Genomic DNA, 14,049 nt, shown 5'->3' on the forward strand with positions numbered 1-14,049 from the left:
TGTATATTTTTGTGACCAGTTTGGACCTAGAGGCTCCATAGTTTTAACATTTAAACAGCCATTAATTGGCTGGTCGGTCAGCAATAATTATTCCGTTGTCCGGATTCACTTCCAAAGCCCTCAATTCTCCTCCGTAGACCGCCTGGATTTTCCATCTTCCGCCTACAAATTCGATATGCGTGATGGGATTAAACCCAAGACCATGCAGTTTCGCTTTAATGGTGGATAAGTCCAAGGCAATGACCGAGGGTTCCGCTCCGTAAAGGTCGGGGCTGTCGTAGATGGGGGCGGGTTTATTGGGATCGAGGCCGGGGGGGATTGGGTTAGTGAGATTGCCAACCAAAGCTATGGCGGTAAGAAAAATCATCTACGGCTCCATACTGCTAACAAGCCATAGTATTAGTTTGGACTAGGGATTATCGCAGTGCCAGCGGGCTATAGTGATTTCGATCTTACCTGAGCGCGATTATAGCAGTGGATGGCCCGGCTACAGGATGTAGCCGGGCCATAAAAATACTAGCGGGTAAGTTTTAGCATAAAGTCGATAACACGAGTAGAGAGTTTGCCATAGGGAGGCCGCAGTAATTTTAATAGATCGATTGGGCCCTGATAGAAGATGGGACGAAGTTTAGAGAAGGTCAAAAATCCCTCGTAGCCATGGTAGTGACCCATACCGCTTTCACCAACGCCGCCAAATGGAATATCGTGCTGGCCAACGTGCAGTACACAATTATTTACCGATACGCCCCCAGACATTACTTTGTTGATATATAAATCTTGTAAGGTTTTGTCGTGAGTGTAAGGGTAAATCGCCAGGGGTCTGGGGCGAGCATTAATATAATCAATAACTTCCTCTGGCTTGGAGTAAGTGATAATCGGCAATAGCGGGCCAAAAATCTCACGCTGCATTGCCAGCATCTCGCCGTCTACGTTGGTCAGGATATGCGGAGGGAATTTTCGCAGTTTATTGTCCCTATCCAATTTGCCAGCACTTAAATCTATGGCATTAGCACCCTTAGCCTTGGCGTCATCCAGGGTTGCCCAGATTCGCTGGTAAGATGTGTCGTCGATAATAGAAGTGTAATCCTGGCCATCTAAGTCGGGGTAGCGCTTCTGAACATAATGTTTTGCGTGCTCGATAAACTCTTCGAGATGCTCCTCCGGCAAGAAAAGATAATCCACGTTGACACAGATCTGCCCGGCGTTTACCAGCTTCCAGTAAATTAGTTGCTCGGCGGCTTTCTTAACCGGGTAATCCGGGCCAACAATTGCCGGTGATTTACCACCAAGCTCCAATGTGACTGGAGTTAGGTTTTCTGCGGCGGAACGCATTACTGCACGGCCGGTATTACTGGAGCCGGTAAAGATTAAGTGATCGAATTTAAGGCTGGAAAATACCGGGCCTATTTCATCGGCATCGGGAATAAAAACCAGCTTTTCTTCCGGGAAGTATTGTTCACAGACTTTACTGAGTAATTCTGCAAGGTGCTTGGAGTTGGTGGACATCTTGACCATCGCCTGATTGCCTGCGGCGAAAATATTGGTCAGTGGTGAAAAGCTCAAGTTTATTGGGAAGTTCCACGGCACTATGACGCCAATTACCCCCAGAGGTTGTGGGACCACACGATTTTTAGAGAGGGGATAGGATTTAAAATCTGTATGGCGCCCTCTGGGTTTCATCCACTTCTTTAAGCGCTTGATAGTCTCTTTAATGCCGGAGAGCGCTGGGTAGATATCGTAGAGCAGTATCTCTTCCCGGGCTCGATTGCCGTAGTCGTTACTGATCGCCTGGATAATGGGTTCCTGCTGTTCACGCAGGAGCTGGGCAAGGGTTCTAAGATCCTGCACACGTTGCTGATAGCTGGGAGCCGGGTTGGCCAGGTAGGCACTGCGCTGTTTGTCCAGATAGTTTTGCAGTACCGCTTTGTCTGCATCCTGCCGGGTCAGGGTTTGTGTTGTCATTTTATTATCCTGTGGCGTTGATCTCAGAAAGACTAAACGAAATTGAATCGGAGTGATTGACCAATCCGGTAAATTCCTTTGATGATCGGATAACAAATTTTATCCGGGGTATGGCCAAGTTTGTTTTGCCATCGCAATTTATGGCGCGGATTGCATCACTATGTTCAAGCAGAATAGGTTAGGGCCGGCTTTGGCAGCCGGCCCTGGCAGGATAGCTCGGAATGAGGACAGTAATCCTTAATCGTTGTCCGGTTTTTCCGACAAAACTTCCGCAGAGTTGGGGTCTACGTGCAAGTCGTACTTCTGGTCACCCTTGTAGGCCTCAATCTTCCACTTACCCTTGTCCAGATCGACCTCAACAATTGGGGTGTAGCCCTGCTGTTCCAATTTGGTCAATACGGTGGAAAGGGCCATAGCGCCGGGTGGGGGCTTTTCTTTGGCGAGTGCATAGGGTAGTGCTGTTGCGGCGATAAAGGCCAGCAACAACTTGCTGATAAGCTGCATGGTGCTATTACCTCGCTGTCTATTTGCTAAATCGCAGTATCCTATGAATCAAATCTTCCCTTAACCGAGCGATCGGTATTTCCAAACTGTAAAATAAAAATTGATGCGTCTGCGTTTGGTCTCCAGGCACTTACAACGGGTTTTGTGGACTGCCCTCGGTAAGATGCTTCTGGATAGCCTCGCACCACTCCATGCCTCCGGGTTTGAGACCGTTGGTATTGGCTCCGCTGAGCTGGGTGATGGCTGTGAACCACTCCTCACTACCGGTAGTTGGCATACCGGATGGGTATAGTTTCGCCATATCGCCATTTTGCTGGGCAAGCACTTGCTGTTGAACCCAGGTAAACCATTCCGGGGTGCATATAGCTGCAGCTTTCTTTTCCGCTTCCGCTCCATTGCCCTGTGGGGCAATGGGCTCCTTCATGGCGCTGGTAGCCGACTCATCTGCAGGAGGGGTTGCAGGTGACTTGGAGTCCTTCGGGCCCCCACAGCTGCAGAGAACAAAGATCAGTGCTATTAAAGGGCCAAAGCGGTACATAGGACCTCTATAGGTGGCGGTATCAAGCCTAAGCATAGGAGGAAATTGACGACTTTGCCTTATCGCCTTAGGTCATATGTATTTTTATTGACATTGCCATTAAATCAAATGAGAATGTTTCTCGTTTAATCCAAGGGTGATCTACGATAATGTCTACCAGAGCTCTATTTCAAAAAGTGCTGGCTGTAGCCGGCTTGTTGGGTGCTGTGGGTGCCAGTGCGGCCGAGCAGGTAAATATCTACTCCTACCGACAGCCTTTCCTTATAGAGCCGATCTTAAAGGAGTTCACCGAGAAAACCGGTATTGAGGCCAAAGTGGTCTACGCCAGCAAAGGCTTGAACGAGCGTTTGCAAAGGGAAGGGCGCAATAGCCCCGCTGATCTGGTCCTGACTTCCAATACCAGCAGCCTGATGGATCTGCTTAATAAGCAGCTGACCCAACCGGTAAGCAGTGAAATCCTGGAAGACAATATCCCATCACAATTTCGCGATAAGGCCGGCAACTGGTTCGGCCTGACCACCCGGGCGCGCTTGATTTACGCCTCCAAAGACCGCGTTAAGCCCGGTGAAATTACTCGCTACGAAGAGTTGGTAGACCCTAAGTGGAAGGGCCGAATTTGTACTCGTAGCGGTAAGCACCCCTATACCCTGTCCCTGATCGCCTCCATGATCGCCCATCACGGTGAAGTAGAAACCAAAGAGTGGCTGCAAGGTGTGAAAGCAAATCTGGCGCGTAAGCCCCAGGGTAATGACCGCGCTCAGGTTAAAGCTATTAGCGAAGGTGTCTGCGACCTTTCCCTGGGTAACAGCTACTACTTCGGTAAAATGATTACCAATAAGGAGCAGCCGGAGCAGGTGGATTGGGCCAAGTCTGTAAACCTGGTCTTCCCTAACCAGAAAGATCGCGGTACCCATATGTTTATTTCCGGTGCGGCGCTGACCAAGCACGCCCCCAACCGTGAAAATGCCGTTAAGCTGCTGGAATTCCTCAGCGGCGCCGATGCTCAATACTCTTACGCTGAGAAAAACTTTGAGTTCCCGGTACGCCCTGGCACTGCCCGCTCTGAGTTGATTAAGGAGTATATGGGTGAGTTTAAGGAAGACGATCTGAGTCTCACGGAGATCGGTTCCTACGTTCCAGCGGCTTCCCGTATGGTTGATGAAGTACGCTTTGACTTTTAGAATGGTTAACTGAATGGGAATTGCTGCAGAATAAACTGGCAGCACTATCTCAGCCTTATTCGAACGGCCCTGTCGAGAGACCAGGGCCGTTCTTTTATAATGAGCTTTTGATTCCTTAATCCATGCTAAACCGAGCCAACTTATCAGCTTCCCGCTGGCTGCTACTGGTAGCTACTATTTCCCTACTGGTAGCTCTGCCAGTGCTATCCATTTTTTGGTTGGCATTTTTCCCTGAAGAAAATATCTGGCCGCACCTGGTGGACACGGTGTTGTTTCACTATGTGTCCTCCACATTGATTCTGGCTGGCGGTGTCGGTTTGGTAACACTGATAACAGGCGTGGGCAGTGCCTGGCTGGTGAGCATGTGCCAGTTCCCCGGGCGTCGTTTGTTTGAGTGGGGGCTGTTATTGCCGTTTGCTGTTCCCGCCTATGTGATTGCCTACGTTTACACGGACTTGCTGGAATATGCGGGCCCTGTGCAAAAGTCCCTGCGCGCCTGGTTTGGTTGGCAGACAGCCAGGGATTACTGGTTCCCGGAGATCCGCAGTATGGGTGGGGCGATTGCCATGCTGTCACTGGTGCTCTTCCCCTATGTCTATATGCTCGCGCGAGCAGCCTTTATCGAACAGTGCGGCAGTATACGTGCCGCGAGCCGGTCATTGGGCTGTACGCCTTGGCAGAGCTTCTTACGCGTATCCCTGCCAATGGCACGCCCGGCAATTGCGGTGGGTTTATCACTGGTGCTGATGGAAACCCTGAATGATTTCGGCACCGTGGACTTCTTTGCCGTACGCACCTTGAGTGTCGGAATTTACGATACCTGGTTGAGCCACGGCAATTTAGGAGGCGCGGCGCAAATTGCCTGTAGCACCCTGATTTTTGTTGTTCTGTTAATTACGCTGGAGCGAATGGGGCGGGCGAGACAGAAGCACTTTGTACAATCGCCAAATTCCCAGCGTGAACGCTATGATTTGCGCGGCTGGCGATCCGGTGTAGCCCTATTGTTCTGCGGGTTACTGTTGGTGGCCGGTTTTATTATTCCCCTGCTGGTTCTGGGAGGTTACGCACTCAGCAACTTCTCCAGTTATTGGAGCGAAGATTTTATACAGATCGCCAGCAATAGCTTGTTGCTGTCAATTGCAGCGGCACTGGTCTCTGTACTGCTGGGCCTGCTGTTGGCTTACGGTAAGCGACTGCAACCCAAAAGATCCGTACGGGTCTTGGTCGGCTTTTCCAAGCTGGGTTATGCAATGCCCGGGGCAGTACTGGCGATTGGTGTCCTTATTCCCCTGGCCGCTTTTGATAATGCGGTGGATGGTTTTTTACGTGAACACTTTGATATCTCCATAGGGCTGCTGTTAAGCGGCAGTATTTTCGCCATTATTTTTGCCTACACGGTGCGCTTCCTGGCAGTGTCCACAGGGGCCATAGAATCCAGCCTGGAGAAAGTAACCCCTTCAATGGATCGCGCTGCCCGCTCCCTAGGACGCAATAGCTGGCAAACCCTGTGGGCTGTACATCTACCTTTGGTGCGTACAGGTCTACTAACGGGTGGCTTGGTGGTCTTTGTGGATTGTATGAAAGAACTGCCGGCGACTTTGTTACTGCGCCCCTTTGGCTTTGACACCCTGGCGACTTATGTTTATCAGTTCGCTTCCGATGAGATGCTGGAGCGCTCGGCCCTGGGGGCTTTATTGATTGTCCTGGTGGGGTTGATACCGGTGATTTTACTAAGCCGTTCCATTGGTTGGCGCAGAGGTGAGGAGCGCACAGCCGTGGCGGACTCAGAAGCGCCCGCCCTGTCCTGATAGCTTTTATCGGGCCTGGTCAAACACCAGAGCAGAGGAAAGGTGCAGGGGAAGTTTATCACCGGGAGCCGCTTGAACATCTGCATTCAAAGCGGCCTCGACAGTTTCCCCTGCGGCTAGCTGAAAGCGATAGCTCACCTGGTTGCCGAGAAAATTCTTTTCCACAACCTGAGCCATCACAGCACCGGGATGTTCGCCTGTGGCAATATCCTCACTGCGCACAAACAGTTCGAGCTGATCTCCACTTTCGTATGCAGCTGTTGGCACCTTCACTTCCCCCAGAGGGGTACTGATCAGGCCATTGCCCACAACAGTACCGGAAATGATATTCCCTTCACTAACAATCCTTGCAACTGCCAAGTTTCTAGGTGTTTGATAAGTGTCTTGAGGGCTGTCCCACTGCTGTAATTGGCCTTGGCTGAGTACTCCCAGCTTATCTCCGGCAATAAAAGCCTCATGGCGGTCGTGGGTAACAATAATTGCAGGGATCTTCTCTTCGCGCAGTATATGGCGGACTTCGGCGGCGAGACTGCGGCGCAACTCGGTATCCAGGTTGGAGAAGGGTTCATCCAGGAGTAACAGCTTGGGGCGCGGTGCCAGTGCCCGAGCCAGAGCGACACGCTGCTGCTGACCGCCAGAGAGCTGATGTGGGTACTGTTGCCCAAAGCCTTCCAGACGCACTAACTTTAGCAAAGACTGGGTGCGGGATTGCCGCTTGCTTTTCGGCATTGACTGGATACCGAAGGCAATATTCTGTTCAACGGTAAGGTGTGGGAAGAGGGCGTAGTCCTGAAATACCACCCCAATTTTCCGTTGCTCTGCGGGAATCTGTTTCTCACGGGAGGAAATCACTTCCCCGGATAGCTGGATACTCCCCGCTGCGACCGGCTGAAAACCAGCGATGGCGTGCAGTAGCGTTGTCTTACCACAACCGCTGGGGCCCAATAAACAGGCAATTTCTCCCGCCTGTAAAGCAAAGGAAACCGATTCGATAACTACCTGTTCACCGTAGCGGCACTGCAGGTTTTCTATAGAGAGTATAGGGAGCACGGGTCTTCCGGTAGTTTGGCCTGTAAACGATTAGGGCAGCTTTCGGGTTCATAGTTATCACTACACTAACCGGTAGCCAGTCCAGAGTGAAGTATACTTTTAGCTGTGCAGTAGTGTTGGATGTTTTTTAGACGAGTGAATTATCTAAACACTCGCCATCAACCTCGTATACTAAGGTATCCATTCTCGTGGATATTGAAATCTCGCCTGTTCCAGATTCACAGTGCTCAGCTGAATAGTAACGATATTTGATTTTAAGATAAGCCGGCCCAACTCCGATTATACCATCAGCCCCCGCATTTGGTGCATGTATCGGACTATGAGTGATCTCGAGAGAAGATAACGATACATTTCTTACATTAAATTTTTCAGGGAGGGATATCTTCACGGGTCGTTCATCAATACTGAGGTCGATATAACTAACGGAATCATCATCTGGTGTGAGGGAAATTTGCAGCGAAAATTCTTTGAAGGGGCTAATTAAACTTCCGCTTACTCTTGTGTTTAGAATCTCGGCATAGAGATCTTGAGTTGTATACGCTATAGCAGGTGAAATAGCAAAAATTAATACAGGTAGGTACTTTATCAAGTGAACTGCCTAGCGCTTACTGACAACGATATGTACTAGTGCGTTGCTTTATTGCCAAGCATTTTTGTCACTCTTGGAACTTCCCCCCAGCAATCGCCGAAAAAGCCCGGAGAAAATATCTGCAACGATATCCTCTTTGTTGATAATGTCTTTTTCTCTTAGGTTCTCGGCCTTTCTGTCTAGTTGTGTAGCCATAGAATAGTTATTGCGGACCCTAGCTTCCTCTGCTTGAGCTTCAAGTTCGTTAGCTTTCGCGTTTCTTTCATATATGTTTGGGGTTGAGGCACACCCGGAAATAAATAAAACGGACAGTATAAAAAATAAACTCTTCATGTTCGGTAAAATAAATTCGAGTTTCATAAAATTATTACTGGTAGGTGTTGGCCTGTATAGGATTACCAGCAATATACCATAGTAGCGAGCTAAATGCTGGGCTTCTGATAATCAAAGCCCAGTGTAGTTGGCACGCTGACCGCATTTAAAATCCGTGTGCTAGCTATAATGCGACCCTATGGATTTTCTATTAGCATGGACCTTTACGCATTCTCATTGTACTTCCGCGAACCATTTCAACTTTGCTTGGGGTAACTGATAAAAGTTTATGTGTCCCAACATTTGACATTATCAGCTTGTCGTCTTCAACAGACCAAGTGCCATCCTGCTTCCAAAAACTATCGACCCACTTATAGGAGCCATCTTTCTTGAAAGTAATTGTGACATTTTCAGCGGCGACATTTCCTGCTGCTTCTTGTTCGTAAAAGCACCAAGCACCATTAAGTTCATTTGCCTCGTAGGCATTGGTAACTTGTGAAGTTGAAGCAATAATAATTGCTAGTACAATTTTCTTCATTTTATACTCCTTTTAGTTTAAGGTTTCCAGTTTTCAGGTTTGATTTATATGGCCTTGAGGTTGGTTCCCCGCCTAATTATATACAGCATTAAACTTGACCAAATATTTAACGCGAAGTGACTAGGTGCTGCAATATAGCTTTCTATTATATTTTCCTTTGTCCTATCTCAAGTACTTGCTCATGAGAATAGAATAAAATTTTGTTTGAATCATTGTGCAGAACTATTGCATCATCTCTGGTAGGCATAAATATATCCTGCCAAGCATCAAGGAAGATACTGGTTGCTAGAATAAAAACTTCATTCTCGCTAAATACCACCTGAACTGTTCCCTCAGTGTTGAAATTACTCTTTAGCCAAGCGTCTGTAATGGTATTACTCTCAATCTTAAGTCTAAAAATTGATTCAACGACTTCACTATTTAGCCCATAGAAGTCGGTCGCACAGTATTTGGCTGTAAAATCATAAGCATTTTTGGCATTCTTAGAATTAAGCCATCGAACACTTAAGTTGAGTCTTTCTATTTCAGCTTTTCGATATTTCATTTCGATGCACAAAATAGTACGAGTGCACTAATACGAGGACGTACTAACGTACAGGGCGGCAAGGAAGTGAATTGGTTGGGCATAACCCGCCTCATCAGGTATTTGATTTTGCTTTTAGAGTAAGAAAGTACCCTGCTATGAACGAAGGTACCAAAACTATATTCGATGCTATTTCATACCAAATGGGGTACTCTTTATCTAGATTCGATGGAGATTGGCCAATATAGTACATAAAACCACCATACATGGCTGCGACTAATATCGCATTTACTATATTTGGACTTCCCGATATTTGAGCCGACAAGTAAATACCAATAACAATACCAACAAATATTGTGAACAATGAATATACCAAAGGCTCAACTGAGGTCATCAGTATATCCATTGGGGCCTTGTCAACAACAAGGTAAGAGAATATAAAAATACTAAAGAATGAGAGAACCATTATTGTAACTAGCGCAACAATAAATCCAACGAATATACCAACTAAACTTTTAAATGCTGCTTTCAATTTATCTATCCTAACTAAGAACATATCCATATTTGAAGCAGTAGGAGTATTCTGCTACAAAGTGGTGAAAATTATAGCCTATTTCATCTTCAAAATTCACAAACCAAATGTGACATGCTCCAAAAATAAAGAGGTTTCTCTTAATTTCAGATGTTTTTGCTTTCATTCAGGAGTGATTGCGTACATGAAATGTTATCGGATCACAAGGGAGAAAAAATATCTCCTTTCTGTGATAAGAAAATAAAATATTTCAAGTTCTCAGGTTGCTGAGCGGATAGATTGTCATTAGTCAATGATTTATCTCGGAACAAAGAGAAAACTTAGTTTGTGTACTCGCTACTACCAACCTTTGGGTCTCACAGAATGTCACAAGAGTGCCATTATTGATCTCGAAGGAGCTAATTTATCTCCGATAAAAAGATTGTCCTTACGATACCACTATTATCTTAATTGCTACCTCAGGAGTAATCGCTCTGCTAAACAAAAACATTGTTTTAAAGTAATAGAGATTAATTTATCTAGCTCGGTTGTAAAGAATATAATAACTATCAGTTTGGCTGCTATCCCATTTTCTATATCAAACTATAACTCTTCCTAATTACCACTCTTGCTAAGTTATGCGTAACTGTATATAAATACAGCTATCTCGTTGATCTGCAAGGGAATACGCCATGGCTCGCAACAAGGTACAGTTTCAGAAGGGTATTAGTTTGACCCAATTCCTCAAAATGTACGGCAGCGAGGAACAGTGCTTCGATGCACTGTCGCAGTGGCGTTGGCCCAATGGCTTTAGTTGTCCTCACTGCGGGCATGACAAGCATTGCGACCTCGCTTATCGCAAGCTTAAGCAATGTAACCATTGTCGGCGTCAGACATCGATTACCTCTCGTACAATTTTTGACTCCACGAAGCTCCCCCTCACCACCTGGTTTCTCGGTATTTTCCTGATTACTCAGGATAAGAAGGGCATTTCCTCTATGGAGCTATCTCGACATCTAGGTATCTCTTACAACGCAGCATGGCGTATGAAGCAGAAACTCATGCAAGTGATGATGGAGCGAGACCAACGATACAAACTGTCCGGTTTTATTGAACTAGATGATGCCTATCTCGGTGGTGAGCGTACTGGATGCAAGCCCGGGCGCGGAGCCAAGGGTAAAACTCCCTTTGTGGCGGCCGTTGAAACAACCAAGGAGGGACGCCCAACCCGTATTAAGCTCTCAATTATCAAGGGCTTCAAAAGCAGTGAAATTTCAACCTGGAGTAAAAAGTACCTTTGCAGTGGCAGCACAGTCATCTCAGATGGTCTTCCATGCTTCAATGCCATTAAGGAGGCCGGTTGTGTACATGACAAAATTGTTTGTGGTGGTGGCCGAGCTTCTGTTGAAGAGCCTGAGTTCTATTGGGTAAATACAGTACTTGGTAATTTAAAGAGTGCGCTACGTAGCACTTACCATGCTATTAGGCCGAAATATGCACAGCGCTATTTGGCAGAATTTCAATATCGCTTTAATCGGAGGTTTGATTTGTCGGCACTCATTCCAAGATTGATTTACGTCTCTCTTCGGACACCACCGATGCCAGAAAGGTTGCTAAAAATTGGCTTAGCATAAGTGGTAATTAGGAAACTCTTTCACCTGCAGATTATTTTCCCATATTCCTACGCGGACGTTTGAATAACGGCAGAGGGTGACTATAGATTAATCAGCATCTCCAATCCCTGTGGAGCTATTGAAGACCCAGAAGTTAAGTGTGCCAAAAGCGGACAGGGATTTGGTAGGCAGTCTGAAAATAGATAGTTGATGTTTGTCCGTTGGAATTAGTGCTAGTTTAGAGTTTGGGTAGATTGCTCTCTGAGAAGAAAACTTAAATTGATTCTTAAATTTTGATTTATAGATATTCATATTGAATATATTCAATAATAACTGCTAACTATGGGAGAAATTATATTTCTCCTGATGTCGTGATTAATATTAGCTTTGAAGTGGTAATCATGAGGCTTGTTTTTTCATGTTTGCTTTATGATTATTTAGCAATAGAAAATATATCCATAAAGTCGATATTGCAGCAAAGAAACACCAAGTTGATACCCATGTTTCACGCTGGGTAAAGTAGACGATAACACCGAGTGCCATGACAAGTGCCCAAAACTTCCTAAAAATTCTATTGCTCGATAATAAAAATAAAAATCCAAGTAAAGAGTAAATAATATGTCCAGTTGTAATGGCGAATAAGCTGTAATCGGATGTGATATAGCATAAGCTATGGCCGCACAAGCTCGTTTTTATTAAGTGTCTTGGTCCTGTTTCTAATAGGATGGGTATCCAAAGATATAAGCCAAAAATAAAACCTATGATTATTAATATAATAAAGAAAGTTCTTTTCCATTTTTTTGTCTCAAGACTAAAGGCAACGGTTGGTATCCAGACAAGCCAAAAAAATAGAGCAAAAAATAAGTAAAAAATAGAAGACGCTGCAGTCAGTGACACTAAATTTTGGTTGTATCCAATCCATACTACCCCTTCACTTGCTTGCTGTAACGCAAACAAGAGAGGGGTAACTGCGAGTAATAAATAGGTTTTATCATTTTTTATAGCATGTGTTGTACACAAAGCACCACCGACAATAAGCAGAGCTGCTGATCCGAACGATGCCGTGGCTGAAAAGCACATAATGATTTTCTCTATATGTTAGATATTCTAACTTAAGCCAAAGCCATATAATTTGATATACACCATAACAATATCTATAACCTAGAAAATAAGTTGACTTTGCTAATTTGTACTAAGCTTATGAATTAGTCTGTGATGACTAAGTCTACTTCAACGTTTTCAATTCATATAATGAGTTAAGCTGAAAAGCCTAATAAGGCTATATTGAGTTTACTTATGTAGGCCGATACCTACATAAGTGAAATCTATGCCGAGAGGGTTAAACAAGTCAGTGTAATGTTACTGTGGTGGTTGCATTATCTATTTCATTAATCAAAGTGGGTCTCAGTTTTGTCTCTTGGGTGTGGGATTGGCTTTTACGCTTAACAGTCTTAATACGTCCGTTAAATTAAATACATTGGGGGTATTAATCCTAGCGATACTCACCGGTCATTTACGATGAACACATTTATCAGAGAGCGCTAATAAGTCGTTGATATCAGAGTAATTTCCTTTTACTCAAGATATCGTAGATTTCAGATGTGCGTGTCACAAATAAGCCTATCTACCGTAAATGAGAACTGACAGTCATAGGTTTTCAATCCCATAGCCCTCGGTATCCTTGCCATACTTTACGATTCACTTTGGGCATTGCGATTAGGGCTGGCAATCACGTCCATTCGACCCCCTATTTTTCCAGATGATTGGCCATATAATAATGATTGGGGTGTTTAAAATGGCGTTGTCTTGTTCGCGGTGATTGTAAATGAGGCAATTAAGGTTTAATCCAGCAGCTTGGTGAATGGATATACCTTATTTGTTTAGTCTAAAACTCATATTCAAATCAATAGGCTTTTAACAAAGAGTATGGGTGGGGGTATTGGCGCCGCGTTCAACATTAAAGGGGCAATATTTTATGATCTCTATTTGTCAAGCTTTTGAAAGTGGCCGCAGTCTTTGCACTTAACTCCATGTTGATAGAAAAATAGAGGCATACCCAAAAGTAGGAAAACCAAAAATGCAGGCTTTTTCCCCTTGGTAAACGACTCGACATTTCGTGATGAGCAGGACTCGCAGACCCTATCTTCATCATGCCCCAATTCTTGGTCTACAAGATTGGAACGGTCTTGATTCAGTATTTCATTGGCTTCATCTAGGTCGCTTTCCGACACTTGAAGCCTGACTCCACCCATAGCATTGGAATATAGCCACTGCATATTGACTGTGTGCTCATCTGCAATGAAAGCGTGTATTCCTTCAGACTCAAGTCGTGCTTTTGCAATCTGCGCTTCATATGGAAATGAGAATCTAGCAACGGTTACTAGCAAGTGATCACCTTAGCGCTTAACGTCTTGAGCTGCGGGACGAAGTGTCTGAAAACTTAGACGTGTTATGTTTTTATAGCCCACTAAGGAAACCCCACAACTTACCCCAGCGTTCTAGCTTTTGATCAGCGCTCAATAGCCTCGGCTGAACTTGAATAGGGTCGCCAAGTTGATCTACACCTTTCAATAAGTTGAGATTTACTGCTCCACGAAGCTGGTTATTTATATTGCAGCCTACGGCTAGCAGTTGATTACAACCTTTGCAATGGTAGAAAACTGCTAGCTGATCTCCATTTTGATTAGTTGAAATTCCATCGCCAATGAAAACCGTAGACATAGTTGGGTCACTTATAATTGGGTAAGGATTGGCTTGGCAATAACTGCAATCGCAAATGCGCGGATTCAAAGCTTCGAGCGGCTTTGCTAACTGAACTTCAATATGCCAACGGTGACATTTACACGATCCCTTAAAGAGCATAAAAATTAGTTCCAATTATGATGAAGCATAATGTCTATATAATGGGCAAGTGCAGCGG

15 protein-coding genes are annotated in these 14,049 nt (G+C 45.2%); 3 read left to right on the forward strand and 12 right to left on the reverse strand.

All coding sequences use genetic code 11. The features are described 5' to 3' along the window. Positions 1–61 precede the first annotated feature (61 nt). The 4 genes from ACJJIQ_RS01750 to ACJJIQ_RS01765 all read right to left on the reverse strand — a co-directional run bounded on the left by ACJJIQ_RS01750 (position 62) and on the right by ACJJIQ_RS01765 (position 3,004). Positions 62–367, reverse strand: coding sequence for a hypothetical protein (locus ACJJIQ_RS01750; protein ID WP_413664728.1), 306 nt, complete (start codon positions 365–367; stop codon positions 62–64). Positions 368–516: 149 nt separating this feature from the next. After that, complete coding sequence (locus ACJJIQ_RS01755; RefSeq protein ID WP_444894869.1) at positions 517–1,962, reverse strand: coniferyl aldehyde dehydrogenase; 1,446 nt, start codon at positions 1,960–1,962, stop codon at positions 517–519. Positions 1,963–2,199: 237 nt separating this feature from the next. Continuing rightward, positions 2,200–2,466 (reverse strand): PepSY domain-containing protein, encoded by a 267-nt coding sequence (locus ACJJIQ_RS01760; protein ID WP_444894868.1) that lies wholly within the window; start codon positions 2,464–2,466, stop codon positions 2,200–2,202. Between the two features lie 130 nt (positions 2,467–2,596). Next, positions 2,597–3,004 carry a hypothetical protein gene (locus ACJJIQ_RS01765; RefSeq protein WP_444894867.1) on the reverse strand — a complete coding sequence of 136 codons (408 nt, stop codon included), beginning with the start codon at positions 3,002–3,004 and terminating at the stop codon, positions 2,597–2,599. Between the two features lie 149 nt (positions 3,005–3,153). Here ACJJIQ_RS01765 and ACJJIQ_RS01770 point away from each other — a divergent pair, with 149 nt between their 5' ends. Together ACJJIQ_RS01770 and ACJJIQ_RS01775 are read left to right on the forward strand one after the other, a co-directional pair. Beyond that, complete coding sequence (locus tag ACJJIQ_RS01770; RefSeq protein ID WP_445363506.1) at positions 3,154–4,185, forward strand: Fe(3+) ABC transporter substrate-binding protein; 1,032 nt, start codon at positions 3,154–3,156, stop codon at positions 4,183–4,185. 122 nt (positions 4,186–4,307) lie between these two features. After that, entirely contained in the window at positions 4,308–5,993 is a 1,686-nt protein-coding gene (locus ACJJIQ_RS01775) for an ABC transporter permease (protein ID WP_444894865.1), read from the forward strand. A gap of 6 nt (positions 5,994–5,999) precedes the next feature. Here the strand turns inward: ACJJIQ_RS01775 and ACJJIQ_RS01780 are convergent, their stop codons facing one another. The 6 genes from ACJJIQ_RS01780 to ACJJIQ_RS01805 form a co-directional block, all read right to left on the reverse strand. Next, positions 6,000–7,043, reverse strand: a complete 1,044-nt coding sequence (locus tag ACJJIQ_RS01780) for an ABC transporter ATP-binding protein (protein WP_445363507.1) — start codon at positions 7,041–7,043, stop codon at positions 6,000–6,002. 127 nt (positions 7,044–7,170) lie between these two features. Further along, complete coding sequence (locus ACJJIQ_RS01785; RefSeq protein ID WP_444912312.1) at positions 7,171–7,632, reverse strand: hypothetical protein; 462 nt, start codon at positions 7,630–7,632, stop codon at positions 7,171–7,173. Between the two features lie 48 nt (positions 7,633–7,680). Further along, positions 7,681–7,992 carry an outer membrane protein assembly factor BamD gene (locus tag ACJJIQ_RS01790; RefSeq protein WP_444912313.1) on the reverse strand — a complete coding sequence of 104 codons (312 nt, stop codon included), beginning with the start codon at positions 7,990–7,992 and terminating at the stop codon, positions 7,681–7,683. A gap of 163 nt (positions 7,993–8,155) precedes the next feature. Further along, positions 8,156–8,482 (reverse strand): hypothetical protein, encoded by a 327-nt coding sequence (locus ACJJIQ_RS01795; protein ID WP_413664736.1) that lies wholly within the window; start codon positions 8,480–8,482, stop codon positions 8,156–8,158. 145 nt (positions 8,483–8,627) lie between these two features. Further along, positions 8,628–9,026, reverse strand: a complete 399-nt coding sequence (locus ACJJIQ_RS01800) for a hypothetical protein (RefSeq protein ID WP_445363508.1) — start codon at positions 9,024–9,026, stop codon at positions 8,628–8,630. 94 nt (positions 9,027–9,120) lie between these two features. Beyond that, the gene (locus ACJJIQ_RS01805) at positions 9,121–9,537 is read right to left on the reverse strand and encodes a hypothetical protein (protein ID WP_445363509.1); all 417 of its coding nucleotides are present in this window, start codon (positions 9,535–9,537) and stop codon (positions 9,121–9,123) included. Positions 9,538–10,208: 671 nt separating this feature from the next. Between ACJJIQ_RS01805 and ACJJIQ_RS01810 the strand changes: the two genes are divergently transcribed. After that, a complete protein-coding gene (locus tag ACJJIQ_RS01810; RefSeq protein WP_445362153.1) occupies positions 10,209–11,150 on the forward strand; it encodes an IS1595 family transposase in 942 nt (313 codons plus the stop codon). 378 nt (positions 11,151–11,528) lie between these two features. Here ACJJIQ_RS01810 and ACJJIQ_RS01815 read toward each other — a convergent pair whose 3' ends face one another. Next, positions 11,529–12,209, reverse strand: coding sequence for a DUF6629 family protein (locus ACJJIQ_RS01815; RefSeq protein ID WP_445363510.1), 681 nt, complete (start codon positions 12,207–12,209; stop codon positions 11,529–11,531). 902 nt (positions 12,210–13,111) lie between these two features. Beyond that, entirely contained in the window at positions 13,112–13,516 is a 405-nt protein-coding gene (locus tag ACJJIQ_RS01820) for a putative signal transducing protein (protein ID WP_445363511.1), read from the reverse strand. Positions 13,517–14,049: the final 533 nt, after the last annotated feature.

The organism is Microbulbifer maximicatervae (SeqCode) (assembly GCF_052468295.1).

Bases quoted from the DNA above. Each gene is read 5' to 3' on its own strand.
- ACJJIQ_RS01750 (WP_413664728.1), bottom strand. From the start codon at position 367: ATGATTTTTCTTACCGCCATAGCTTTGGTTGGCAATCTCACTAACCCA.
- ACJJIQ_RS01755 (WP_444894869.1), bottom strand. From the start codon at position 1,962: ATGACAACACAAACCCTGACCCGGCAGGATGCAGACAAAGCGGTACTG.
- ACJJIQ_RS01760 (WP_444894868.1), bottom strand. From the start codon at position 2,466: ATGCAGCTTATCAGCAAGTTGTTGCTGGCCTTTATCGCCGCAACAGCA.
- ACJJIQ_RS01765 (WP_444894867.1), bottom strand. From the start codon at position 3,004: ATGTACCGCTTTGGCCCTTTAATAGCACTGATCTTTGTTCTCTGCAGC.
- ACJJIQ_RS01770 (WP_445363506.1), top strand. From the start codon at position 3,154: ATGTCTACCAGAGCTCTATTTCAAAAAGTGCTGGCTGTAGCCGGCTTG.
- ACJJIQ_RS01775 (WP_444894865.1), top strand. From the start codon at position 4,308: ATGCTAAACCGAGCCAACTTATCAGCTTCCCGCTGGCTGCTACTGGTA.
- ACJJIQ_RS01790 (WP_444912313.1), bottom strand. From the start codon at position 7,992: ATGAAACTCGAATTTATTTTACCGAACATGAAGAGTTTATTTTTTATA.
- ACJJIQ_RS01795 (WP_413664736.1), bottom strand. From the start codon at position 8,482: ATGAAGAAAATTGTACTAGCAATTATTATTGCTTCAACTTCACAAGTT.
- ACJJIQ_RS01800 (WP_445363508.1), bottom strand. From the start codon at position 9,026: ATGAAATATCGAAAAGCTGAAATAGAAAGACTCAACTTAAGTGTTCGA.
- ACJJIQ_RS01810 (WP_445362153.1), top strand. From the start codon at position 10,209: ATGGCTCGCAACAAGGTACAGTTTCAGAAGGGTATTAGTTTGACCCAA.
- ACJJIQ_RS01815 (WP_445363510.1), bottom strand. From the start codon at position 12,209: ATGTGCTTTTCAGCCACGGCATCGTTCGGATCAGCAGCTCTGCTTATT.